The 22,453-nt window shown below is 67.6% G+C and carries 23 protein-coding genes; 12 read left to right on the forward strand and 11 right to left on the reverse strand.

Annotation, left to right across the window (positions count from 1 at the left end; all coding sequences use genetic code 11):
* The first annotated feature begins 16 nt into the window (after positions 1-16).
* Genes K0O64_RS14230 through K0O64_RS14240 form a run of 3 tightly spaced genes read left to right on the forward strand, consistent with a single transcriptional unit; the run spans position 17 to position 2,422 of the window.
* Positions 17-1,114, forward strand: a complete 1,098-nt coding sequence (locus K0O64_RS14230; RefSeq protein WP_220046444.1) for an LLM class flavin-dependent oxidoreductase — start codon at positions 17-19, stop codon at positions 1,112-1,114.
* A 19-nt stretch (positions 1,115-1,133) separates the two neighbouring features.
* Positions 1,134-1,499 carry an ArsR/SmtB family transcription factor gene (locus K0O64_RS14235; protein WP_096311449.1) on the forward strand — a complete coding sequence of 122 codons (366 nt, stop codon included), beginning with the start codon at positions 1,134-1,136 and terminating at the stop codon, positions 1,497-1,499.
* Entirely contained in the window at positions 1,496-2,422 is a 927-nt protein-coding gene (locus K0O64_RS14240) for a cation diffusion facilitator family transporter (protein ID WP_220046445.1), read from the forward strand. Before K0O64_RS14235 ends, K0O64_RS14240 begins: the two co-directional genes overlap by 4 nt.
* Here the strand turns inward: K0O64_RS14240 and K0O64_RS14245 are convergent.
* Positions 2,419-3,117, reverse strand: a complete 699-nt coding sequence (locus tag K0O64_RS14245) for a hypothetical protein (RefSeq protein WP_096311451.1) — start codon at positions 3,115-3,117, stop codon at positions 2,419-2,421. The two genes, K0O64_RS14240 and K0O64_RS14245, sit on opposite strands and share 4 nt — an antisense overlap.
* A 76-nt stretch (positions 3,118-3,193) precedes the next feature.
* On the opposite strand from K0O64_RS14245, the gene K0O64_RS14250 reads away from it, so the two are divergent.
* From K0O64_RS14250 to K0O64_RS14265, 4 genes are all read left to right on the forward strand, one after another.
* Complete coding sequence (locus K0O64_RS14250; RefSeq protein ID WP_220046446.1) at positions 3,194-4,714, forward strand: carboxylesterase/lipase family protein; 1,521 nt, start codon at positions 3,194-3,196, stop codon at positions 4,712-4,714.
* Between the two features lie 79 nt (positions 4,715-4,793).
* A complete protein-coding gene (locus K0O64_RS14255) occupies positions 4,794-6,779 on the forward strand; it encodes a DUF7064 domain-containing protein (RefSeq protein WP_220046447.1) in 1,986 nt (661 codons plus the stop codon).
* 394 nt (positions 6,780-7,173) lie between these two features.
* Entirely contained in the window at positions 7,174-7,392 is a 219-nt protein-coding gene (locus K0O64_RS14260; protein WP_071944881.1) for a hypervirulence associated TUDOR domain-containing protein, read from the forward strand.
* Between the two features lie 3 nt (positions 7,393-7,395).
* The gene (locus tag K0O64_RS14265) at positions 7,396-7,719 is read left to right on the forward strand and encodes a DUF3140 domain-containing protein (RefSeq protein WP_220046448.1); all 324 of its coding nucleotides are present in this window, start codon (positions 7,396-7,398) and stop codon (positions 7,717-7,719) included.
* Between the two features lies 1 nt (position 7,720).
* Here K0O64_RS14265 and K0O64_RS14270 read toward each other — a convergent pair whose 3' ends face one another.
* Entirely contained in the window at positions 7,721-8,608 is an 888-nt protein-coding gene (locus tag K0O64_RS14270) for an SCO6745 family protein (RefSeq protein WP_220046449.1), read from the reverse strand.
* A gap of 32 nt (positions 8,609-8,640) precedes the next feature.
* Between K0O64_RS14270 and K0O64_RS14275 the strand changes: the two genes are divergently transcribed.
* The gene (locus K0O64_RS14275; protein WP_071944875.1) at positions 8,641-9,174 is read left to right on the forward strand and encodes a DUF4333 domain-containing protein; all 534 of its coding nucleotides are present in this window, start codon (positions 8,641-8,643) and stop codon (positions 9,172-9,174) included.
* Between the two features lie 9 nt (positions 9,175-9,183).
* Here K0O64_RS14275 and K0O64_RS14280 read toward each other — a convergent pair whose 3' ends face one another.
* Entirely contained in the window at positions 9,184-9,891 is a 708-nt protein-coding gene (locus K0O64_RS14280; RefSeq protein ID WP_425574797.1) for a FadR/GntR family transcriptional regulator, read from the reverse strand.
* A gap of 139 nt (positions 9,892-10,030) precedes the next feature.
* Here K0O64_RS14280 and K0O64_RS14285 point away from each other — a divergent pair, with 139 nt between their 5' ends.
* On the forward strand, positions 10,031-10,525 hold the full coding sequence (locus tag K0O64_RS14285) for a gluconokinase (protein ID WP_096311453.1): 495 nt from the start codon (positions 10,031-10,033) through the stop codon (positions 10,523-10,525).
* A gap of 5 nt (positions 10,526-10,530) precedes the next feature.
* Positions 10,531-11,967, forward strand: coding sequence for a GntP family permease (locus K0O64_RS14290; RefSeq protein WP_220046451.1), 1,437 nt, complete (start codon positions 10,531-10,533; stop codon positions 11,965-11,967).
* Between the two features lie 9 nt (positions 11,968-11,976).
* Here the strand turns inward: K0O64_RS14290 and K0O64_RS14295 are convergent, their stop codons facing one another.
* The 4 genes from K0O64_RS14295 to K0O64_RS14310 all read right to left on the reverse strand — a co-directional run bounded on the left by K0O64_RS14295 (position 11,977) and on the right by K0O64_RS14310 (position 14,774).
* A complete protein-coding gene (locus K0O64_RS14295; protein ID WP_083542626.1) occupies positions 11,977-12,615 on the reverse strand; it encodes an RDD family protein in 639 nt (212 codons plus the stop codon).
* A gap of 88 nt (positions 12,616-12,703) precedes the next feature.
* Positions 12,704-13,621, reverse strand: coding sequence for a DoxX family protein (locus K0O64_RS14300; RefSeq protein ID WP_071944869.1), 918 nt, complete (start codon positions 13,619-13,621; stop codon positions 12,704-12,706).
* A 43-nt stretch (positions 13,622-13,664) separates the two neighbouring features.
* Positions 13,665-14,165, reverse strand: coding sequence for a DUF6328 family protein (locus K0O64_RS14305; protein WP_071944867.1), 501 nt, complete (start codon positions 14,163-14,165; stop codon positions 13,665-13,667).
* Between the two features lie 36 nt (positions 14,166-14,201).
* The gene (locus K0O64_RS14310; protein WP_071944865.1) at positions 14,202-14,774 is read right to left on the reverse strand and encodes a TetR family transcriptional regulator; all 573 of its coding nucleotides are present in this window, start codon (positions 14,772-14,774) and stop codon (positions 14,202-14,204) included.
* 82 nt (positions 14,775-14,856) lie between these two features.
* Between K0O64_RS14310 and K0O64_RS14315 the strand changes: the two genes are divergently transcribed.
* On the forward strand, positions 14,857-15,537 hold the full coding sequence (locus K0O64_RS14315; protein WP_071944863.1) for a class I SAM-dependent methyltransferase: 681 nt from the start codon (positions 14,857-14,859) through the stop codon (positions 15,535-15,537).
* On the opposite strand, the gene mmpH is transcribed toward K0O64_RS14315, so the two are convergent.
* Genes mmpH through manT form a run of 3 tightly spaced genes read right to left on the reverse strand, consistent with a single transcriptional unit; the run spans position 15,527 to position 18,586 of the window.
* Entirely contained in the window at positions 15,527-16,603 is a 1,077-nt protein-coding gene (gene mmpH, locus K0O64_RS14320; RefSeq protein ID WP_071944861.1) for an MMP endo-(1,4)-3-O-methyl-alpha-D-mannosidase, read from the reverse strand. The genes K0O64_RS14315 and mmpH overlap by 11 nt on opposite strands.
* Complete coding sequence (locus tag K0O64_RS14325; RefSeq protein WP_071944859.1) at positions 16,587-17,318, reverse strand: class I SAM-dependent methyltransferase; 732 nt, start codon at positions 17,316-17,318, stop codon at positions 16,587-16,589. The genes mmpH and K0O64_RS14325 overlap by 17 nt, the downstream gene beginning before the upstream one ends.
* Positions 17,312-18,586 (reverse strand): MMP alpha-(1->4)-mannosyltransferase, encoded by a 1,275-nt coding sequence (gene manT / locus K0O64_RS14330; RefSeq protein ID WP_071949854.1) that lies wholly within the window; start codon positions 18,584-18,586, stop codon positions 17,312-17,314. The genes K0O64_RS14325 and manT overlap by 7 nt, the downstream gene beginning before the upstream one ends.
* Positions 18,587-18,775: 189 nt before the next feature.
* Here manT and K0O64_RS14335 point away from each other — a divergent pair, with 189 nt between their 5' ends.
* A complete protein-coding gene (locus K0O64_RS14335) occupies positions 18,776-19,486 on the forward strand; it encodes an MBL fold metallo-hydrolase (protein WP_071944857.1) in 711 nt (236 codons plus the stop codon).
* 1 nt (position 19,487) lies between these two features.
* Here K0O64_RS14335 and K0O64_RS14340 read toward each other — a convergent pair whose 3' ends face one another.
* Complete coding sequence (locus tag K0O64_RS14340; RefSeq protein WP_071944855.1) at positions 19,488-22,418, reverse strand: aminotransferase; 2,931 nt, start codon at positions 22,416-22,418, stop codon at positions 19,488-19,490.
* Positions 22,419-22,453 lie beyond the last annotated feature (35 nt).

Below are 22,453 nucleotides of genomic sequence, written 5' to 3' on the forward strand. Positions count from 1 at the left end.
TCTAAGGTCGTTGGGCGTGCCTGCGAAGTTTTTCTGGTTCCTGCCCACCAACGGCGACAGCCGGTCGATCGTCGGGGCGTCGCATGCGTCGTCGCACCACATCGTTCCCGACGGATACCGCCCGCCGAGCCGTCGGTATCTGGCCGAAGTGGCCAGGGCCGCCGACCGGTTGGGTTTCGAGGGAGTGCTGACGCCGACCGGAACCTGGTGCGAGGACGCGTGGTTGACCGCGTCGGCGCTGCTGGCCGAGACCGAGCGGTTGAAGTTCTTGGTTGCCTTCCGGCCCGGGCTGATACCCCCGACGTTGGCCGCCCAGCAGGCCGCGACGTTGCAGCGGTTCTCCGACGGACGCCTCTTGCTCAACGTGGTCAGTGGCGGCGACGACAGCGAGCAGCAGCGCTTCGGTGACTGGCTGGACCACGACGAGCGCTACGCGCGGACCGGTGAGTTCTTGACGATCGTGAAGTCGGTGTGGGGCAGCGACTCGTTCGACTTCGACGGCGAGTACTACAAGATCCGTGACGGGCGGGTGTCGGAGCCCCCGAACCCGTTGCCGGAGTTCTATTTTGGCGGCTCGTCAGCGGCGGCGTTGCCTATCGCCGCCGAGCACGTCGACGTCTATCTCACCTGGGGCGAGCCGCCCCAGGCGGCGAAGGCCAAGATCGACAGGGTTCGCGAACTGGCCGAGGCGCGCGGTCGGACCCTGCGGTTCGGAATCCGGTTGCACACCATCACCCGCGATACCTCAGCGGCGGCGTGGGCGGTCGCCGAGGAACTGGTCAACGAGCTGACGCCGGCTCAGATCGAGGAGGCGACCAGGCTTCACGCCACGTCGGAGTCCGAAGGGCAGCGCCGGATGACCGCGCTGCACGGGGGCCGGACCGACAAGCTGGAGATCTACCCGAACTTGTGGGCGGGTGTTGGCCTGGTTCGCGGCGGCGCCGGCACCGCCCTGGTCGGCAGCCACGAGGAGGTGGCCAACCTGATCTGGGAGTACCACACCGTCGGGTTCGACGAGTTCATCCTGTCGGGCTACCCGCACCTGGAAGAGGCGTACTGGTTCGCCGAGGGCGTGCTTCCGATCTTGCGGGCCAAGGGCGTTCTCGCCGCCTAGCATCCGCTACTATCTGCGTATGAATGCAGATAGACAGCTTGCGGAGGACCACGCGCTTCTGGTCGTCGAGGTCTTCCGCATGCTGGCTGACGCCACCCGCGTGCAACTGCTCTGGGCGCTGATCGACGGCGAGCTGAGCGTCAACGATCTCGCCGAACGTGTCGGCAAGCCGGCTCCCTCGGTGTCGCAGCACCTCGCCAAGCTCCGCATGGCCCGCCTCGTCCGGACCCGCCGGGAAGGCACCCAGGTGTTCTACCGCCTGGAGAACGACCATGTGCGCCAACTCGTCGCAGACGCGGTCTACAACGCCGAGCACGCCGCGGGCGGCACACCCGCCCACCATCGCGGCGTCCGAGAACTGCCGAGCCGGGAGAGCGCGTCATGAAGCACGACCACGACCATGGCCACACTCACGACCATGCCGGCCGGGTCGACACTGCGCTGCGCGACAGCGCCGCCGGAATCCGTGCCGTCAAGATCAGCCTGATCGCGCTCGGCATCACCGCTCTTCTTCAGGTCGCGATCGTCGTCACATCGGGTTCGGTTGCGCTACTGGCAGATACGATTCACAACTTCTCCGACGCGCTGACCGCCATTCCGTTGTGGATCGCCTTCTCGCTGAGTCGCCGCAGTGCGACCCGCCGCTACACCTACGGCCTCGGGCGGGCCGAGGACCTCGCGGGCTTGTTCGTCGTCGCCGTGATCGCGGTATCGGCCGTCGTCGCGGCGGTACAGGCCATCGACCGGCTGCTTCATCCGGTACCGGTGTCCCACATCGGCTGGGTGGCCGCGGCCGGGCTGGCCGGATTCGTCGGCAACGAGATCGTCGCCGTCTACCGGATCCGCGTCGGACGACGGATCGGCTCAGCCGCGTTGCGCGCCGACGGGATGCACGCTCGCGCAGACGGACTGACATCGCTGGCGGTGGTCCTCGGCGCAGTCGGTGTGGCCCTTGGGTTCCCGGCCGCCGACCCGATCATCGGCCTGATCATCGCGGCGGCGATCCTGGTCGTGATGGTCGTCGCGGCCCGTGATGTCTTCGCGCGCCTGCTCGACAGCGTCGACCCCGCGCTGGTCGACACCGCCTACCACACCCTCGAACACCAGCCGGGAGTCATTGGCGTGCAACGGGTTCGGATGCGCTGGATAGGCCTTCGCCTCGATGCCGACGTCGAACTCGACGTCGACCCGCAGCTCAGCCTCCGGCAGGCGCACGACCTGGCGCATCACGCCGAACACGCGCTCACTCATGCCATTCCGAAACTGGATACCGCGGTGGTGCACGCCTATCCGGCGCACGCGCACTAACAGACGTACTGCACACCGATTCCGGCCGGTGGCGTGACCTGCCGGGCACAGGCGAACGCGTCGACACCGTCGGCGGCGAGCCGCACTGCCGACTGACGGGCGTAGTTCACACACAACAGGGCGCTGGAATCGGTGCGGCAGCGGTAGTTGCCGAACGACAGTGAGACGTCGTAAGGCAATTCGCGGCCCTGGCCGTATGCGAAGCGGCCAGGGTCGCCGTGCGCGGAGCCGACCTGGATCGTGGAACCGTCGAAGTCGACCCAGCCGCCCTTCCACTGGCCGTAGGTATCCGCCGGCCGTGGCGGCGGATTCGTCAGCTCCACCAGGCAAGCCAGCGCGGGGGAGCCGTGTTTGGCGTCGGTCATGCAGTTCGTCCCGCTCGGGGTCGTGAAGGCCACATCATCGCCGAGTTCGGTGGTGACGCTGCCGCGCAGTGCGATGTGGTACTGCGCGGCGTCGATCGGCGGGGCCGCCTCGATCCACGCGATCGCCTCGGCGATCGGGACCCCGGCCACCGGTGCCGGCACCGCTGACGTGGCGGTCGTCGACGAGGTGGCTGACGTGGGAGCGGATGACGACGTGGCCGTGCGCGACGGGGTGATCGGTGTCAGCTGGGTCTGACGCGCCTGACCGCCGGTCGCGCCCGAACATCCCGCGACCAGCAGCGACGCGGTGAGCAGCACGGCGATCCGCATCCCGACAGGCTAGCGGGCGACAGCCGTTGCGCTTGTCAGGCGCGTCGAGACCCGAAATGTTCGCTACCGTCGAGTGATGCACGAACACACCGTCCGCGCCACCACGCGCAGCGGCATCGTCGAGGGGTTCGTCCGCAACGGGGTCAACAGGTGGCGTTCCATCCCGTACGCCCGCCCGCCGGTAGGTGCGTTGCGCTTCCGCGCGCCTCAGCCCCCGCAGCCGTGGCGTGGCGTCCGGTACTGCCACGGCTTCGCCAACTGTGCACCTCAGCAGCGCCGCTACACGATGTTGGGAGTGGGCAAGTACCAGCCGATGGGCGAAGACTGCCTGACTCTCAACGTCGTCACGCCGCAGTGGTCGGGCACCGAGCCGGACCGCGCGCCGTTGCCGGTGATGTTCTTCATCCACGGCGGCGGTTACCTCATGGGCAGCTCGGCCACCCCGCTCTATGACGGTGCCGCACTGGCCCGTCGCGGGTGCGTCTATGTCTCGGTGAACTACCGCCTCGGCGCTCTCGGCTGCGTGGACCTCTCCTCGCTGTCCACGCCGGACACCCCGATTGACAGCAATCTGTTCCTGCGCGACCTCGTCATGGCCCTGCGCTGGGTGCGCGACAACATCGGTGCGTTCGGTGGCGACCCCGGCAACGTGACGATCTTCGGTGAGAGCGCCGGCGCCCATGCCGTCGCGACCCTGCTGGCCGTTCCCGAAGCGGAAGGTCTTTTCGCCCAAGCCATTTCCGAGAGCCCCGCGTCTGGGCTGGTGAGCGGACCGGAGACCGCGGCCACGATCGCGGGCAAGTTCGCCAAGCTGCTCGGCGCCGGCGGTGACGATGCCGCCGAAACTCTGATGCGGGCCCGCCCACGGGATCTGGTCGTCGCGCTGGACACACTGCTCACCGAGAGCATGACCGAGATGGACGGGGCGTTCTCGCTCGGGCCGACCTACGGTGACGACGTCCTGCCCGACGACCCGGTGGCAGCCATGCGGCGGGGCGCCGCCCACAAGGTGCCGCTGATCGTGGGCACCAACGCCGACGAAGGCAAACTGTTCACCCGGTTCATGAAGCTGCTACCGACCACCGAGTCGGCCATCGAGCGACTGCTGGCCGGCACGGAACCCGAAGCGCGACAACGTATCACCGCCGCTTACCCGGGCTATCCGCGTCCGGAGGCCTGTGTGCAACTCGGTGGCGACTTCGCGTTCGGCACGGCCGCCTGGCAGATCGCCGAAGCGCACAGCCCGCATGCACCCACGTACGTGTATCGCTACGACTATGCGCCGCGCACCCTGCACTGGTCCGGTCTCGGGGCCACGCATGCCACCGAATTGCTGGCCGTCTTCGACATCTACCGCACGCGATTCGGCTCGGCGCTGACCGCGGCCATGGACCGCCGTTCGGCGCTGCGGGTGAGCCGCGACGTGCAGAACCGGTGGCGCCATTTCGGCCGCGCCGGTGTGCCGGGGGAGGATTGGCCCCGCTACACGGAGTCGGAGCGTCCGGTGCTGGTGTTCGACCGGCACACCCGCGTCGACTACGACCCGCATCCCCATCGGCGCGAGGCGTGGGCGGGCTTCTCGTTGGCCGGCCGCTAGCCCGGAACTCAATTGACACCCGTCAAGAAATGGCGGGAAAACCTTCCGGGGTGCCGGGGACTTGTCTTAGGTTGGTCGCGTGCAGACCAACGACATCGTCATCGAACGCCCGAGTGACCTGACCGCCGAGTGGCTGGCCGCCACCCTCGGAGTTCCGGTGACAGGGTTCACCGTCGACCGCATCGGCACCGGGCAGATGAGCGAGTGTTATCGGATCGGACTGACCTACGACGACGGCGCCGCCGGCCCCGCCTCGGTGGTCCTGAAGGTCGCCGCCACGGATCCGACGAGCAGGCAGACCGGGCTCGCGCTGGGGCTGTACGAGCGCGAGGTCAAGTTCTACTCCGACGTGGCGCCACGGCTCGGCGGTCCGATCGCCGAGTGCTACCACACCTCCTATGACCCGCAGACGGGCATTTTCACGCTGCTCCTCGACGACGCGGCCCCCGCCGAGGTCGGCAACGAAATCCGCGGTGCCACAATCGCCGACGCCACCCTGGCGTTGACCGAACTCGGCCGTCTGCATGCCCCCGTGATCGGCAGCGAGAGTCTGGCCGAGGCCGAATGGCTCGTTCGGGCGGCCCCGCTGAACCAGGCCCTCGTCGGCCAGCTGTGGTCCGGCTTCGCCGACCGGTACGGCGATGCGATCACCCCCGACCAACGACTCGTGTGCGAACGATTGGTCGCCAGCTTCGACGCCTACATGGCCGACGAATCGGTGCCGGAGCGGATCAAAGGCCTGGTGCACGGCGACTACCGGCTGGACAACATGCTGTTCGGTCGCCCCGGCTCCAAACGTGACCTCACCGTGGTGGACTGGCAGACCGTCACCTGGGGCCCGGCCATGACCGACGTGGCCTATTTCATCGGCTGCGCGCTCACCATCGAGGATCGCCGGGCCCACTACGACGAGCTGCTGCGTGCGTATCACCAAGGGCTCGGCCCTGATTCGGCGATCACCGCAGACCAGGTCCGCGAGGGTGTCCGTCATCAAAGCTTCGCGGGCGTGATGATGGCGGTGGTCTCGTCGATGCTCGTGGAGCGGACCGAGCGCGGTGACGGGATGTTTCTGACCATGCTGGATCGGCACACCAGCCATGTCCTGGACACCGGCGCACTCGACATCCTGCCGCCGCCCGCCGCGGTGGCCGCGTTGACGCCCGACCCGGCCGACGAGGGCGCCCATCAACCCGGTGATGAGCCGCTCTGGAACGAAAGCTGGTACTGGGACTTCGCCGATCCGGCACAGGGCGTCGGCGGCTGGCTGCGGCTCGGGCTGGTGCCCAATCAGAACGTGGCGTGGATCAACGCGCTGGTGTGCGGTCCCGACATGCCCACGGTCGCCCTGGTCGACTTCGAGGCGCCGTTACCCGCCGATCCGGCGGTGGCGCGGGCCGATGGTGCCGAATTGCGTCACGGCGCCATCACGCCGCTGCAGACCTACCGTGTCGAGGCGCGCGGTACCGCACAGGAATACGACGATCCGTCGGCGCTGTTGCGCGGCGAGCCGGGCCGGCCCGTCGAGTTGGCCATCGACCTCACCTGGACGACGGCGGGCACACCGTATGCGTATCGCATCACCACGCGCTACGAGATACCGTGCACGGTCACCGGAACCGTCAGCATCGACGGACGGGTCCACCAGCTCGAGGCGGTTCCCGGACAGCGCGACCACTCCCACGGGGTGCGCGACTGGTGGAGCATGGACTGGGTCTGGAGCGCACTGCACCTCGACGACGGCACCCACCTGCACGGCGTCGACCTCCGGATCCCCGGGATGGACCCGATCAGTGTCGGCTATATCCAGCGTGCCGGCGAGCCGGTCACCGAGACGACGACGGTGACTGCCGAAGCGACGTTCTCCGACAATGGATTACCGATGACCACCACGATCGACTACCTTCCCGGCCCGGTCCAGACGACCGTCGACGTCCGCGGTCACGCGCCCGTTCGGTTGGTGGCTCCGGAGGGTCAGGTCAGTTTCTTTCCGCGGGCGTGGGTCACCGTCGAGACGGCGGACGGCAGGACCGGTTCGGGTTGGGTGGAGTGGAACCGCAACCTGTGACAGGTTAAGCCGCTGATCGGAACCGGTCGTGCGATTCGTCGGGCTCCGCTGTCACACGTCGCCGCTGTGCTGATCGAGGCCGCCGTGGCGCACTCGCTGTCAACCAACTCCCGATGCCGATCGCCGCGCTGACCACGGCCGAGGCGATGAGAAAGAACCACATCCAGTCAAGGGCGGCAACGGTCTTACCGATGACGGTCCACACGCTCCAGATGTCCACTGGTCTCCTGCCTCCTCTTGGCTTATCTGCTCACTGTCAACCGTAGATCGGCGGGCACGTGACCGAGCACGGCAGAGGTCGTGCAAATGATGACCAAAGTCCTTTTCTCGCAGTTGAGTTCTTACGGCTGCGCCGCGACCGGTTAGGTGCGGCACGGCGCGGGTACGCGCGGGCATGGGCAAAGACGATTTCCACAAGGGTGACAAGGTCACTTGGCAGACCCACGGCAGCACCGCCGAAGGCACGGTGGAGGAGAAGATCACCTCGGACACCACGGCGGCCAAGCGGACGGTGCGCGCCTCGAAGGACGACCCGCAGTACCGGGTCCGCAGCGACAAGAGCGGCAACGATGCTGTGCACAAACCCGAAGCGCTGCACCGTAAGTCGAGCTAGACGATGGCGGACGACGATACCGCCGACGAGTTCGGCACAGTTGTCAACATGACGGCCGCCGAGCTCGAGAAATGGCTTGACACCGACGAGTCGAGAGCGGTGGGCCAGAAGTCCGGCGCCTCGGAGTCGACCGGACATGAGAGCGGCCGACGGATTGTGAAGATCCTGCGGACCCGCAAGTCGGACCTCAGCGACGACGACCACGCCCACATGCGCAAGGTCGTCGGTTATGCCAAGCGGCATCTCGCTCAGCGCCCGGACGGCGACATCACCGATTCGAAGTGGCGCTATTCACTGATGAACTGGGGTCACGACCCGACGAAGTGAGCTACAGCCGCGCGGAGTTGTCGTCGAGCTCGTCGCGGCGCAGCGCCATCGGCGTCGCCGCGGGCAAGTCACCGCCGGCGATGACCTGTCGGGTGATCGGCGTGAGCGCCAGGAACAATCGCTCGACGGCGGCGTCGTCGAGGGCGTCCAGTGCCGATAGCGCCAGGGTGTCGGTGCGCGATTCGACGTGGTCCTTGACTGCCCGACCGGCGTCGGTGAGAGTGCCTGTGTCAGTGAGCAATCCGCGCTCGGCAAGAGCTCGCACACACGAGTCCCACTCTTCGTCGGAGTAGTCGCGGCTGCGCTTGATGAAATCGGCAGGAACCGCCCCGGCGGCGACATGGAAGACATTCGCCTCGCGCCCGCTGATGCCCTCGCTCACCAGGACCGCGACATGGGCGTCGCCCCGGTGCTCGCGGAGCAGCGTCGCCGCGTGCCACAAAGACGCCAGCGGACCGTCGGGCCAGGGCAGCGCGAGATTCGCCGCGAACAGTGGCCGGCCGTCCAGCGGTGCGCCCCGTGCCGCCAGGCCGGCCAGTTCGGCTGCCTCTGCGACTCCCGGGGTGTCATCGCTCAAGCCGTAGCCCTGCAGCGCCGCGACCGCGGTCTCCTGGCGCACCCGCACCATCTCGGCGGGGGTGGCGATGTCCCAGATCGCCGGTATCGCCTTGCCGACGCGTTCGGCGGAGAAGTTGTAGAAGATCGCTGTCACGACCTCCACCGGCACCTGACCCAGCGGTGCGGCACGGCCGGCGAAGTAACCTCGCCAGAAACCGACGAATCCCATGGCGTCGAACGCAGTTCGGACACCCGGTGCGAAGTACGTGATGCCGTAAACCGGTTCAAAGCGATCGAAGAAGCGGCGTGCCAGTGCGGGAGTTCTGCTCACTTCGACAGTCAACCACTTGGTATCTTGCTTCGATGCTCTCGACCCGGGTTGGCGCCACGTTGGCAGCCGTCGGCCTCACGGCGGCTGCGCTGAGCGGGTGTTCTTTCCACGCCAGTACCGGCGGTCTGTCCGTGTCGAGAACAGATCTCGAGAAAGACATCACCCAACGGCTGCAACAGGCCGGCGAGAAGCCGCAAACAGTGACGTGCAAGGAGAATCTGCCGGGCGTTGTCGGCAAGACCACCCGCTGCGAGTTGTTGTTGAACGGTGCCGACAGCTTCGACGTCATCGTGACCGCGACCAAGATCGACGGCGAGAAGGTCAGCTACAGCATGATTCCTGCCGCATCGAAGGAGCAGCTGGACAAGCTGGTGGCGAAGACGGTGTCGGAGTCGGCAAAAGTCACTGTCGATTCGGCCGACTGCGATGGCGGCCTGGAGGGAAAGCAGGGCGCGGAGGCACACTGTGACGTCACGGCCGACGGTGAGACGAGGCGGCAGCTCGTGACGGTGACCAAGGTCGAAGGTTTGATGATGTACTTCCACGTGCAGCCGGAAGCGTCCTAGCGTCGCAGGCTAATTTCCCGGCTGAGCCGACAGGTCACCCGCGAGCGCGGCAGCCGATTCGTCGATGATCGCCCGCATCGCGCGCTCGGCACCGGCCTCGTCGCGCATCCGAATCGCGCGTGCCACCTCATCGTGCAGTTCGATCGCGGCGGGGTTGGGCCGATCGGGCATCATGCCGCGGTGCGTCCGCCCGCCGAGTACCTCGGCGACCACATCGTTGAGCGCGCGAAACATCTCGTTACCGCTGGCCTCCAGCAAGGTCCGGTGAAAGATCTTGTCCGCCAACAGGTACGACTCCAAATCGCCGGAGCGGCCGTGCACCACCATGTCGGACACGGCAGCCGCCATGATCCGACACTGATGCGGATCGGCCCGTCGCGCGGCCAGTGCGGCTGCGGCCGGTTCGAATCCGCGGCGTAACTCCGACAGCGACATCAACTGTGCGGACCGGTCGCCGACATCCAACCGCCAGCGAATCACCCTGGGGTCGAACACATTCCACTTGCTCGACGGCTGAATCGTAATGCCGACGCGACGGCGCGGAGCGACCATCCGCATGGACTCCAGCACCCGGATGGCCTCCCGGGCCACCGAACGCGAGACACCGTAGTCGGCGCTGACACCGTCGAGGGTCAACACATGCCCCGTCTGATAGCGCCCGGAGACGATGGCCTCACCGAGCGCGGTCAGCACGCTGCTGTGCAGCTCGCTGACCATTGGCTCGGTAGACACCCATACATGTTGTCATATCTGGTGCATGCGGCGATATAAACAGATTGATCACGATTTGGTATTGCAATCGTATGACTATTGATGGATGCTGTGTGACATGCCGAACAGCAGGGTAGACGCAAGCATGACCTCACCCGTCGTCGTCATGGGGGTGTCCGGCTCGGGGAAATCAACCGTCGGCGCGGCGCTTGCGCAACGTCTGCGCGTGCCCTTCGCCGACGCCGACGACTTCCACCCGCCGGCCAACATCGCCAAGATGACCGCCGGCCACCCGCTCGACGATGACGACCGCTACCCGTGGCTGGAGTCCATCGGGGAGTGGCTGGCCGCACACGCAGACGGTGGCGTGATGAGCTGTTCGGCGCTCAAGCGCAAGTATCGCGATCAGCTGCGGCGGCACTGTGCCGGTGTCAGGTTCCTGCATCTGCGCGGCACCGCCGAGGTCATCGCGCGCCGGCAGGCAAGTAGGCCAGGCCATTTCATGCCGGCGACCCTGCTGGCCTCGCAATTCGACACCCTGGAACCCCTCGATGCCGATGAAGAAGGCATCAGCATCGATGTCGATCAGAGCATCGATTCGATCGTCGACAGCTACGTATCCCGTACATCAGGAAAGTGACGCCGATGAACACCTATACCGCCATCCTGGCCGAAGCACCCAAACTGGCGACCCCGGTCGCGCCGGGGTGGCAGCTCATCCTGGCCTTCCTCGCCGGTATCGCCGTGATCGTCGTCCTGATCACCGTGGTGCACCTGCATCCCTTCCTGTCGTTGATCTTCGGCGCCCTGACCGTCGGCATCGTCGCGGGCGAGAACCTCGAGAAGGTGCTCAAGTCGTTCAGCGACGGCTTCGGTTCCACCGCCGCCGGAGTCGGCATCCTGATCGCCCTGGGTGCCATGTTCGCCAAACTCCTGGCCGATTCCGGGGGCGCCGACGAGATCGTCGACACCATCGTCGGCCACGCTTCGCCAAGGGCACTGCCGTGGGCGATGGCGTTGGTGGGTGCGATCATCGGTCTGCCGATGTTCTTCGAGATCGGTCTGGTCCTGTTGATGCCGGTGATCTACCTGGTGTCGCGCCGCTCGCAGCTCTCGCTGATCACCGTCGGAATCCCCGCGCTGGCAGGTCTTTCCGCGATGCACGGTTTCGTGCCGCCGCACCCGGGTCCGCTTACCGCGATCGACCTCCTGCACGCCGACCTCGGCCTGACGCTGGCTCTCGGTGTGGCCGTTGCGATTCCGACGATCATCGTCGCCGGCCCGCTGTTCGGCAAGCTGGCCGGACGCTGGGTTGTCGTCGAAGCACCCGACACATTCACCTCCGGTGCGGCCGCGTTGCGCGAGGCGGGTCCGGAAGGCGAGGTGATTCCCGACGAGAACCGCGGCAACCGCCGCCCGTCGTTCGGGGTGACGCTGTTCAGCGTGCTGCTGCCTGTCGTGCTGATGCTCGGCAAAGCGCTCGTCGACATCTTCATCGACGACGAGAATCAATGGTTCCGAATCACTTTCGACGTGCTGGGCACCCCGCTGGTCGCGCTGCTGATCGCGGTCATCGTCGGCATCTTCACCTTGGGCAGGGGCGCGGGCATGTCGCGCGCCGACGTGATGAAGTGCGTCGAATCGGGCCTGCCGCCGGTCGCCGGGATCATCCTGATCGTCGCCGCGGGCGGCGGGTTCAAGCAGGTTCTGGTCGACAGCGGGATCGGCACCCTGCTGGCCGACTGGGCCAAGGACGTGCACATCTCAGTGGTCATCCTGGCCTGGGTGCTGGCAGTGCTGATCCGCCTGGCGACCGGCTCGGCGACGGTCGCGACGATCACGGCCTCCGCGCTGGTGCTCGAACTGGTCCAAGGCCTCAGCAGCGGTCAGGTGTCACTGGTGGTGCTGGCCGTGGGAGCCGGTTCGCTGTTCTTCTCCCACGTCAACGACGCCGGATTCTGGTTGGTGAACCAGTATTTCCGGATCAGCGTTGGGCAGACGATCAAGACCTGGTCACTGATGGAGACAGTGCTGTCAGTGACCGGCCTGATCGTCGTGCTGCTGCTCGGCCTGGTGATCTGAGCGTGGCGCTCAGTTCTTGACGACCTGCGTTCCGCCTGCGAGCTCGTCGTGCTTGCCCTGCTTGGTCGGGCTGCCGTTGATGGTCACCGCGATCACGATGTAGGCGATCACGGCCAGCAGGCCGCCGATGTACGGAATCACCGACAGCAGCGTGAACGAGTTGCGGATCGCCGACTGCTGGACGTCCGGCTTCGGCGCGCCACCGGGGCCATGGACGGACAGGCCGAGGATCTTCTTGCCCGGCGTCCAGCCCTGCGTCACCTCGAACGCCACGAAGTAGACGAACGTCAAGACACCCGAAAACAGGCCAGTCACAAGGATATTGCTCGTTGCGTGGAGAAGCAGGGCGAGCACGAAGGACACAATGGCCACGATGATGCCGTCGATGAACCGCGCGGCGAACCGCAACCCGAGCCCGCCCGGCTGGCCACCAGCCGGCACCGGCGGCGGGTAGCCACCGCCATAACCGTGCTGACCGTAGGGATCCTGCGGGGGTGGCGGCGGCGCATACCCGCCGGGCTGACCGGGTGGCGGCGGGGGATAACCCGACGGCGGCGGGGGATAGCTCCCCGGCTGACCCGTCGGAGGCGGCGGGGGATAGCCGCCGGGCGGGCCGTAGGCGTTGGGATCGTTGTCACCGGTGGTCATTGCTCGCTCCTCCCGCTGAAATCAGTCCGGCTCAATCTACCCTCCGGGCCGGGTACAGCAGAGGCTTCGCGGTGGCGTGATCCGAAAGTCAGCGCTGAGAGAGCTTCTTCGCTTCCTTCTTGGCTTTCTTGTTCGCCTTCTTGGCCCGGGCGCGCGTGGTGTCGACCAATTCACCGCCCTGGTCCCGGGCGACGTCGACGAAGTCCGCACTGCGCTTCCGGGCGACCTCGGCCAGCTCCGCACCACGCTCACTGGCCACATCGGCCAGGTCGGCTCCGCGCTTACGGGCGATCTCCGCGAATTCGGCGCCGCGCTCACTGGCAACGTCGGCCAGCTCCGCACCCCGTTCGCGGGCGATCTCGGCGAGCTCGGCGCCACGCTTGCGGGCAGTCTCCAGCAGCGGAGCAGCGCGCTCGCCGGCGGTCAAGGCCAGCTCACGGCCGCGCTCGGCGCCCACCTGAAGGCCATGGCCGACCTTGGGACCGACCCGATCCAGCAGATCGTTGTCCAGCAGGCTGTGACTCGACCCGGGCAGGCTTCCCGAAACGGCATCGCTGACCTTGCGGGCCGCGCGGCGCCCACGCCAGCCGAGCGACGGCTTCCCGGCGGTGTCGGCCGAGGCGATGATCAGTCCGCCGAGCAGGCTCAGATCGGTCAGGAACGCGCGGCGCTTCTCGGCCTTGAGCTGTTGGTCGGGCTCATCCCAGAACATGTGCGCGCCGAGGTTGGCCGGAATCACGGTGGCGGCCAACGCGGCTGACGCGATTCGGGGCAGCCGGCCGGATGCCAGCAGCACTCCGCCACCGATCTGGACCGCGGCGGTGATCTTCGCCAGCGTCTCGGGGTCGTTGGGCACATTGGCGCTGACGGGCTCCGGCAGCTTCTGCAGGCCTTCGAGAGTTGGGCGGGCGGCTTCGGCCGCCGGTTTGGGGCTTTTCAGGGCTTCGATTCCTTGACCGATGAACACCGCCGCCAACATGGGCCGGGCAACTCTGCGAATCAACATGGCGCGGGTGTTCCCTACCGGCTGCGCGGTCAAACCCGTGGCCTCAGCTGTCGAGGCGGCGCATCCACAACGGAAACGCCACCCAGGCAGCCAGCATCACGGCGGCGGTCACGATGCCGGCGAGCACTCCGGCATCTTCGCCCAATACCGTCCCGAACACCACGATCGCGACGCCGGTCAGCGCTGCACCCAGCAGGAGAAGCCCGCAGAACGCGAATCGATGCGCGATCGCCACCAGGGGACGCAGCTTGTGCCTGCGGAACAGCAGTCGATGCATGCCGACCGGTGCGACCAGCAGGACCGTCGCCGCGAGCGAGCAGATGACGGTGGCCAGGTACACCGCACGAAGCTCGGAACTCAAGGTCGTGAACCGGTTCTGGAAGGGCAGCGTCAGCAGGAAGCCGGTGAGCAACTGAACGCCGGTCTGCGTGACGCGAAGCTCCTGGAGAAGGTTGGACCAATTGCGGTCCAGCCGCTCAGCCTCGGTCTCGGAACGGGCCGCTGCGTTCCACCTCTGGTCGGACTCAGGATGGTCGACATCCACCTGGTGGTCATGCCCGGGCCACGACGGGTTGAAACGTCAGGTCAGCAGGAGACGTGCCGACGCCTCGAGCCGGCTGGCGATCTCGGTGTAGGACGCGTATCCCATGCCGGCCCGCACGAGGGCGCCGGCATAGAGCTGCTCGAGCGACTCGATGACGTCCGAATCACAGTGTGTCCCAAGCGCAGTGCTCAGCCGCTGATGGATCTCGCGGCCGATGCGGAAGCGAAGATGTTCGACGTCGGGGTCCTTGCCCAGCAGCGCGGTGGTGACCGCGCCGGCGAGTTCCGGTTCGTCGGCGACCAGCAGTGCGATGTGCCGAAGCACGCCGACCACGCGATCGACCGGGTCGGGGGAGTCGTCAGGTGGCGCCGGTGTCGAGGCCAGCCGTCGCCAGAACACCTCGGCCACCAGATGCTCCTTGGACGAGAAGTAGGTGTAGGCGGTAGCTGCCCCGACCCCCGCCTCGGCGGCCACCATCCGAATCGTCAGGCCCGAGAATCCTTCGCGGCTCAGCACCTCGACCGCGGCGCGGCCCAAGCGGTCGACCGTAGCTGCCTGCTTAGCTGTCAACCGGCGTCGCGTCGATTCCCGAGCTACCGGATCAGACACATGTCCGGACGCTACTACAACCGACCTGCACCGACAAGGTGCGCGCTGGCCATCGACCACGCGTACGGGTTAGGTTCGGAACATGAGCCGCACCGACACTACCGCCGCCGCGCAAACTTCCCGCCTTTTCGAATTGGCGGAGCAGGTCGTGGGCTTCATGCCCGCCGACGAAGGACGCGCGCTGTACGACGCGGCCATGCGATACCTGGATCGGGGCGTGGCGGTCGAGATCGGCACCTACTGCGGCAAGTCCACCGTGATGCTGGGTGCGGCCGCCGCGGCGACGGGCAGTGTGCTGTACACGGTCGACCATCATCACGGCTCCGAGGAACATCAGGCCGGCTGGGAGTTCCACGACACCTCGATGGTCGATCCGGTCAGCGGCCGCTTCGACACACTGCCCACCTTCCGTCGCACACTGGACGCCGCCGACCTCGACGACACGATCGTCGCGGTCGTCGGCAAGTCGCCGGTCGTCGCCCGCGGCTGGCGCACGCCCCTGAATCTTCTGTTCATCGATGGCGGGCACAGCGAGAACGCCGCCCAGCAGGACTTCGACGGCTGGGCCAAGTGGGTTGCCCCCGGCGGCACGCTGATCATCCACGACGTCTTCCCGGACCCGCGCGACGGCGGCCGCCCGCCGTACAACATCTATTGCCGCGCAATCGAATCCGGTCACTTCACCGAGGTCGGCTGCACGGGATCGCTGCGGGTGCTCGAACGCACCTCCGGGGCTGCCGGGCAGGATCCGGTCAGCGCCTGACGCATTCACAGTCGTAGTCGCCCTCGAGCCCGCGGGGCAGGTCGGCGGAACGGAAGATGCCGCTGCCACCGGTGGTCGACGACAGCGCATCGGCGGCCAGGATCACCGCCGCCGCGGTCCAGGTGGTCCGTTCCACCGGCCAACGCTTGCCGTCGGCGAAAACCAGGCCGGTCCAGTAGGAACCGTCCTTCTCGCGCAGGTGCTGCATGGCGGCGAATTGGGTCAGGGCCCGCTGCCGATCGCCCATGGCGTCCAGCGCCATGACGAACTCACAGGTCTCGGCGCCCGTCACCCACGGCCGATCATCGACGCAGCGGATTCCCAGCCCGTCGACCACGAATTCATCCCACCGGCCGGCGATTCGGGCGCGTGCCTGCTCGCCGCTCATCGCGCCGCCGAGGATGGGGTAGTACCAGTCCATCGAGTGGTGCGGCTTCTCGGTGAAGGCGTCGGGGTGGTCGGCGATGGCGTGACCCAGCCGTCCCAGTGCCACTTCCCATTCCGGCTGCGGATCGTCCATCCGATCGGCGAGCGCCAGCGCGCAGCGGATGCTGTGGTACACGCTCGCGCAGCCAGTCAGCAGGGCTTCGTCGAGCACGCCGGACGGTCCCTGCGCCCAATAGATTTCACCGGTGACGGCCTGCAAGCCCAGGACGAACTCGATACCGGCGCGCACGGTCGGCCACATGTGCTCGGCGAACCGCCGATCACCGGTCACCAGATAGTGGTGCCAGACGCCGGCCGCGATGTAGGCACAGAAGTTGCTGTCGCTGTTGGCATCCTCGATCACGCCGCGGCGATACTGAATGGGCCAGGAGCCGTCGGCGCGCTGCTCGCGGCGGCACCATTCGTAGGCGGCCTGGGCGGGTTCGAGGAGGCCGGCGGTGGTCAGGGCCATCGCGCACTCGACATGATCCCACACGTCGGTGTGGCCGATCTCCGACCACGGGATCTCGCCCGAGGATTCCTGCACGGCCGCAATGGATTCCGCCGTCTGGCGGCATTGCTGCGGCGTGAGGACGCCGGCTACGCCGGGCACGCCCTCGAGATCAGACCAGCGTGTCATTCGTGATCGGCTTCTCGAAATAGAGGGCCACACTCTTACCGACCAGCGGATTGAGCGCGGACTCGGCCACCCGCGTGAGCGCGGGGCGCGACATCATGTCCCACACCAGCAGCTGGTGATAGACCTTGACCGCCGGGTGATTCGGCTTCTCCACGCCCACAGCGCATTTGAGCCACCAGAACGGCGAGTGCAGGGCATGCGCGTGATGCAGGTGAGTGAACGTGAGGCCGCCGCGAACGAGCTTGTCGCGTAGTTCGTCGGCCTTGTAAATCCGGATATGGCCACCCTCGTTGGCGTGGTATTCGTCGGACAGGATCCAGCAGATCTTCTCGGGCAGCCAGCGCGGCACGGTCACCGCGAGTTTGCCGCCCGGCTTGAGGACGCGGATCAGTTCGGCGATGGCGGCGTCGTCTTCGGGGACGTGCTCGAGGATCTCCGAAGCGACGACGACGTCGAACTCGCCGTCCGGGTAGGGCAGCGCCAGCGCATCGCCGACCACGACCTGTGCCTTGGCCGATGCGGGTGCCTCGCCGGCCTCACCCATCGCCTGCAGCAGGGTGTCGACGTCGGCCAGTCCTTCAGCGTCCATGTCGAAGGCGATGACATCGGCACCACGCCGGTAGGCCTCGAAGCTGTGCCGTCCGGCGCCGGCACCGACATCGATGAATTTGGTTCCCGGTCCGACAGCGAGCCGGTCGTAGTCGACGGTCAGCATGATTCGTCCACCGCCTCGACAGTGGTGGTGATGCGTCGCCCGGTGCGGGCGATGGCTTGCTCGTAGACCCGTACGGTCTGCGCGGCAACCGACTCCCAGCTGAACACGTCGAGCGCCCGGCGCCGGCCAGCGGTGCCGAGCCACTGGCGTCGAGCCGGCGATTCCAGCAGGCGGCCGAGCGCAGCGGTCAGTTCCTTGACGTCGCCCGGCGTCACCAGGTCGGCGCATTCGCCGTCCGGTCCCAGAACTTCGGGCAGCGCACCGGCACGGCTGGCCACGATTGGTGTACCGCTGGCCATGGCTTCCACCGCGGGCAGCGAGAAACCCTCGTACAACGAGGGGATGCAGGCGATTTCGGCCGAGGCGAACAAGCCGGCGAGTTCCTCGTCGGACAGTCCGCTGGAGGTGTGCACGATATCGCTGATACCCAGTTCGGCGATGAGCTTCTCGGTCGGCCCGTTCGGCTCGAGCTTGGCCACCAGCTGCAGCTCGAGGTCATGTTCGGTGCGCAGCCTGGCGACGGCGTGCAGCAGGTGCCCGATGCCCTTCAGCGGCCGGTCGGCGCTCGAGATGGCGATGATGCGGCCAGGGACGCGCGGCAGGTCCGACGGCTTGAACAGTTCGGTGTCCACGCCGAGTGGCACGACCCGCAGCTGCTGGGGGCTGACGCCGAAGTCGTCGGCGATGTCGGTGGCCGACGACGAGGACACCGTCAGCAGGTCGGGAATGCTGCGGGCGACCTTCTTCTGCATCTGCGCAAAGCCATACCACCTGTGCACCAACGGCTTTCGCCACCACTTGGCGGCGGCCAGATCGAGCACTCGGTCCTTGGTGATCGGATGGTGCACGGTCGCGACGACGGGGAGACCCATGTCGGCGATGCGCAGCAGGCCGGTGCCCAGGCACTGGTTGTCGTGGACGACGTCGAACTCGTCGAGGCGTGCGGCGAGCAGGCGGGCGGCGCGCAGGCTGAAGGTGCGAGGTTCGGGGAAGCCAGAGGTCCACATGGTGGCCAGCTCGAGGGCGTCGAAGCGGTCGCGGATCTCGCTGGGCCGCGGCACCCGGAACGGGTCGGGTTCGCGGTAGAGGTCCAGGCTGGGGACCTTGGTCAGCCGAACCCGGGGATCGAGGATCTCGGGGTAGGGCTGGCCGGAGAACACCTCGACGTCATGGCCGAGTTCGACCAGTCCGCGGCTGAGGTGCCGGACGTAGACGCCCTGCCCGCCACAGTGGGTTTTGCTGCGGTAGGACAGCAACGCAATCCGCATCTTCACGCTCCTGCAACGTCCATGACCGATACGGCCGGGTTACCCGCCGAGCTCGCATATGTCATCGTGTATGTAACCGGACACGGTCAGCGAACTGTCTGGACATGTGTCTGGACTATAATTCGCTTAGCTACACAGTGCAACGTAAGTGCCCGCTACCACCGTAGGCCAGGGGCTATCTTTCCTGTGATGCACCTCCACTGGGAAACCCTCGCCGAGGGCGTACACCGCTGCCGGCTGCCCTTCCTCGACGTCACGGTGGGGGTGGTGCGCGGCGACCGCCGGACTTTGCTGATTGATTGCGGTACAACACTTTCCGAAGCAGCGCGGATCGCCGACGATGTCGTCGAACTCACCGGTGCCGCAGTGACCGACCTCGTGATGACCCACCACCACTTCGACCACATTCTCGGCTCGGCCGGTTTCGGTACGGCCGTCCTGTATTCGCCTGCGGCAGTGGCCCGCGCGCTGACCACCGGAATCGACGCGGTTCGGGCCCACGCCCTGCAGTACGGGACCGACCCGGAACGACTGGACCGGGCGATTGCCGGAGTCCGCGCGCCCGACCATGTCGTCACGGTCGCCAACCTCGACCTCGGTGGCCGCAGCGTGCACCTGGAACTACCCGGACCAGGCCATACCGACCATGACCTGGTCGTTGTCGTGCCGCCCATCGGCGCCGACGAGACGCCGGTCGTCTTCTGCGGCGACCTGGTCGAAGAATCCGCGGAGCCGGCCATCAATGCCGAATCCGACCTATCGGCGTGGCCGCTCGCCCTGGACCGGCTACTCGAACTGGGCGGCGACGACGCCCGGTACGTGCCCGGCCACGGCGCGGTGGTGGATGCGGGGTTCGTGCGGGCTCAGCGGGACTGGCTGGCAGCCCGTCGGGAGAGCTGATTCACCAGCCGGTGGACAGCACTCGGTCGAGCATGTCGACGAAGTAGTCGGCCGACTCGCGGGTGATGCACATCGGCGGCTTGACCTTCAGCACGTTCTGCCGGTCCCCGGTCGGCTGCACGATGACACCGAGGGAGAGCAGCCGCTCGCAGATCGCGGCGGTCTCGGAGACGGCGGGTTCCAGGGTCTCCCGATCGCGGACCAGCTCGACACCCATGTAGAGCCCGCTGCCGTGCACCGTGCCGATCAATTGGTGGCGGGTCGCTAGCTCCTCGATGCGTGCCCGCAGGTGGTCGCCGACGGTCAGCGCGTTGGACTGCAGGCCCTCCTTCTCCAGCAGGTCGAGCACCGTCAGGCCGACCACGCACGAGACCGGGCTGCCCCCGGCGGAGGAGAAGAAGTAGCCCTGAGTGCGGTATCGCTCGGCGATCTCGCGGGTGGTGATGACCGCACCGAGCGGCTGGCCGTTGCCCATCGCCTTGGCGACGGTGACGATGTCGGGAATGACGTCCTGCTGCTGAAAGCTCCAGAACCACCGGCCGGTTCGGCCGTAGCCGACCTGCACCTCGTCGGCGATGGCCAGCCCGCCCGCGGCGCGCACTGCGGCGTAGACGGCCTTGAGGTAACCGTCCGGCAGCGCCATCCCTCCTGCGTTGCCGTAGAACGGCTCGCAGATGAATGCCGCTGGCGGATTTCCTTGAGCTGCAAGGCTTTCGATGATCTCGACCGCCTCAGGCGCATAGCGCTGCGCGTCCGCGCCGCGATACTCGCCGCGGTAGGCGTTGGGCGAGGGCACCGTGTGCACCCAGCCCGGCCGGGTGGCCAGTGCGTTCGGATTGTCGGCCACCGACGTCGACACCGCGTCGGTGGCGTAGGTCCACCCGTGGTAGGCCTCGGCCATCGACACCACGTCGTGGCGCCCGGTCGTGGCCATCGCCAACCGCAGCGCAAGATCACCGGCCTCCGAACCGGAGTTCACCAGGAACACCGTGTCCAGCGGGGCGGGCAGAGTGGCGGCCAGCCGCTCCGAGAGCGCCACGACCGCGCCGTAGTTGAACCGCGAGTTGGTGTTGAGTCGCCGCCACTGGCGCGCGACGGCGTCGGCGAGCACCGGATGGCCGTGGCCAAGGATCGCGACGTTGTTGACCATATCGAGGTAGCTGCGGGCATCGGTGGCCACCATGTGCTCGCGCCAGCCGCGCTCGATGCGGGGCGGGTTGAGGTAGTAGTGCTCCTGGACCGTGGCGAAGGAATCTGCGCGACGGCGCCACAGCGCCTCGCTGTCGTCGGCCGCCGGGGCCGGTGCGGGCAACCCCAGCAGCCGGCTCGGATCCATGACCAGGCTCAGCCAGCCGGCGGCGTACTCGGCTCGGACGAAGTCGGGGACCACGACGTCGGGTCGGGTACGCCACTGGATCCAGGCATGGCCCTCGACGCTGCCCAGCGCCGCGCCCGCCGCGACGGTGTGGCCCGGCTGGACGGTGTCGTCGATACGCACCGCTCCGCGCACCTGCACCGTTCCGGCGGTGCCGGTGACTGTGACGGTGTCGTCACCGACGGCATCGACCACACCCGCCCACGGTGCGGTGATCGGCGTGGGTGCGCCGACCCACACGTCCATGCCGGTGCCGACGGTTGCCGTGGACTGCGGACGCAGGGGCACCGAGCGGGTGAGGCGGGGCTGACCGAACGTGGTCACGACCGCACCGGCTCCGGCCACCAGCGCCTTGACCGCCAGGTCGTCCTCGTAGTCGGCGACCAGCCACCGGCCGGCATCCATCGCGTCGGACTCCGAGGACAGATCCAGCCGCGCCACCGACGCGGGTGCCAGGCCGGGGATCAGGGCGGCCTCCACCGGCACCGGCTCGACGGTCTCGGCCGCTCCGAGCGCCGCGCGGATCGTCGCGGTCATGACCTCGGCGGGCACGTCGACGGCCCGTTCGAAGATCCGCCACTCGGAGTCCAGCGCGTCCGCGGCATAGGTGTTGTCGGCGTCGAGCGTCACCTGATGGATGCCGCTGACCACGAGCACCGCCGCCCGCAGCACCACCAGCGGCCACAGTGCCTCGAGCTCAGCCGCGGCGAGAGGACGCACCGCGTGGAAGGCCGCGATGGCGGGCAGGGTGGCGACGGGCTCGCCGCCTTCGTGGCGCAGCAGCGAGGAGATCGCGATCGCCAACTCGCCCACCGTCCACGACCGGGTGAGGTCACCGAGGTCGATGACACCGTCGGGTAACTGACCGGCCGCGGGCGGACCGCACACCACGTTGTCGTCGGTGATGTCCCCGTGGATCACCTGGACCGGCAGGTCCTCGGCGAGGTCGGCGACCACCTGCCAGGCCGCGGCCGACGCGGTCTCGACGGCCTCCCGGCGGGCGGGATCGGTGAAGTGCCCGGCAAGCGCCTCGACGGTGCGCTGGGCGTGGCGCAGGTCCCACTGCAGCACCCGGTCGACGCCGGGGTGCTCGAAGTCGGCGAGCGCCTGAACCGCCCGGCCGGCCAGGGCGCCCAGCGCCGCAACCCGGACCGGGGGGAGGTACTGCTCGCCGCTCAACGCGCCGCCGTCGAGGTGCCGGATGATCCGGGCGTACAGCACCACGCCGTCGTCGCCGCGCACCTCGGCGATCGGATCGACACCGTCGAGCGAGACATTCGTCGCCGCACGCACGTCGCGCCCGGCCCGGCTCAGGTGCGCCGCGGCGGCGTCTTGGGCCTCGATCTCGACGCGGGAGAACGCCGGGTTCGCGATCTTGAGCACCCCGATCGGGGCGCCGCCGGTGTCGCTCAGCAGAAAGTTGGCGTCCTGCTGGCTGCCCAGCGCCGATACCTCGGCGTCGATCCCGAAGTGGGTCGTGACGATGTCATGAGCCTGCGCCGGGGTGATCGCCGGCACCGGCAGCTCCTCGGCTCGGAAAAAGTCGAACAGTGTCATATCGCTACGAACTGTACTGCGGGTAGACAGCTTCG

It is taken from the genome of Mycolicibacterium pallens (assembly GCF_019456675.1).
In the GTDB taxonomy this organism is placed as follows: Bacteria; Actinomycetota; Actinomycetes; order Mycobacteriales; family Mycobacteriaceae; genus Mycobacterium; species Mycobacterium crocinum.

Bases quoted from the DNA above. Each gene is read 5' to 3' on its own strand.
- K0O64_RS14235 (WP_096311449.1), top strand. From the start codon at position 1,134: ATGAATGCAGATAGACAGCTTGCGGAGGACCACGCGCTTCTGGTCGTC.
- K0O64_RS14240 (WP_220046445.1), top strand. From the start codon at position 1,496: ATGAAGCACGACCACGACCATGGCCACACTCACGACCATGCCGGCCGG.
- K0O64_RS14245 (WP_096311451.1), bottom strand. From the start codon at position 3,117: ATGCGGATCGCCGTGCTGCTCACCGCGTCGCTGCTGGTCGCGGGATGT.
- K0O64_RS14250 (WP_220046446.1), top strand. From the start codon at position 3,194: ATGCACGAACACACCGTCCGCGCCACCACGCGCAGCGGCATCGTCGAG.
- K0O64_RS14260 (WP_071944881.1), top strand. From the start codon at position 7,174: ATGGGCAAAGACGATTTCCACAAGGGTGACAAGGTCACTTGGCAGACC.
- K0O64_RS14265 (WP_220046448.1), top strand. From the start codon at position 7,396: ATGGCGGACGACGATACCGCCGACGAGTTCGGCACAGTTGTCAACATG.
- K0O64_RS14275 (WP_071944875.1), top strand. From the start codon at position 8,641: ATGCTCTCGACCCGGGTTGGCGCCACGTTGGCAGCCGTCGGCCTCACG.
- K0O64_RS14280 (WP_425574797.1), bottom strand. From the start codon at position 9,891: ATGGTCAGCGAGCTGCACAGCAGCGTGCTGACCGCGCTCGGTGAGGCC.
- K0O64_RS14285 (WP_096311453.1), top strand. From the start codon at position 10,031: ATGACCTCACCCGTCGTCGTCATGGGGGTGTCCGGCTCGGGGAAATCA.
- K0O64_RS14290 (WP_220046451.1), top strand. From the start codon at position 10,531: ATGAACACCTATACCGCCATCCTGGCCGAAGCACCCAAACTGGCGACC.
- K0O64_RS14295 (WP_083542626.1), bottom strand. From the start codon at position 12,615: ATGACCACCGGTGACAACGATCCCAACGCCTACGGCCCGCCCGGCGGC.
- K0O64_RS14300 (WP_071944869.1), bottom strand. From the start codon at position 13,621: ATGTTGATTCGCAGAGTTGCCCGGCCCATGTTGGCGGCGGTGTTCATC.
- K0O64_RS14315 (WP_071944863.1), top strand. From the start codon at position 14,857: ATGAGCCGCACCGACACTACCGCCGCCGCGCAAACTTCCCGCCTTTTC.
- mmpH (WP_071944861.1), bottom strand. From the start codon at position 16,603: ATGACACGCTGGTCTGATCTCGAGGGCGTGCCCGGCGTAGCCGGCGTC.
- K0O64_RS14325 (WP_071944859.1), bottom strand. From the start codon at position 17,318: ATGCTGACCGTCGACTACGACCGGCTCGCTGTCGGACCGGGAACCAAA.
- manT (WP_071949854.1), bottom strand. From the start codon at position 18,586: ATGCGGATTGCGTTGCTGTCCTACCGCAGCAAAACCCACTGTGGCGGG.
- K0O64_RS14335 (WP_071944857.1), top strand. From the start codon at position 18,776: ATGCACCTCCACTGGGAAACCCTCGCCGAGGGCGTACACCGCTGCCGG.
- K0O64_RS14340 (WP_071944855.1), bottom strand. From the start codon at position 22,418: ATGACACTGTTCGACTTTTTCCGAGCCGAGGAGCTGCCGGTGCCGGCG.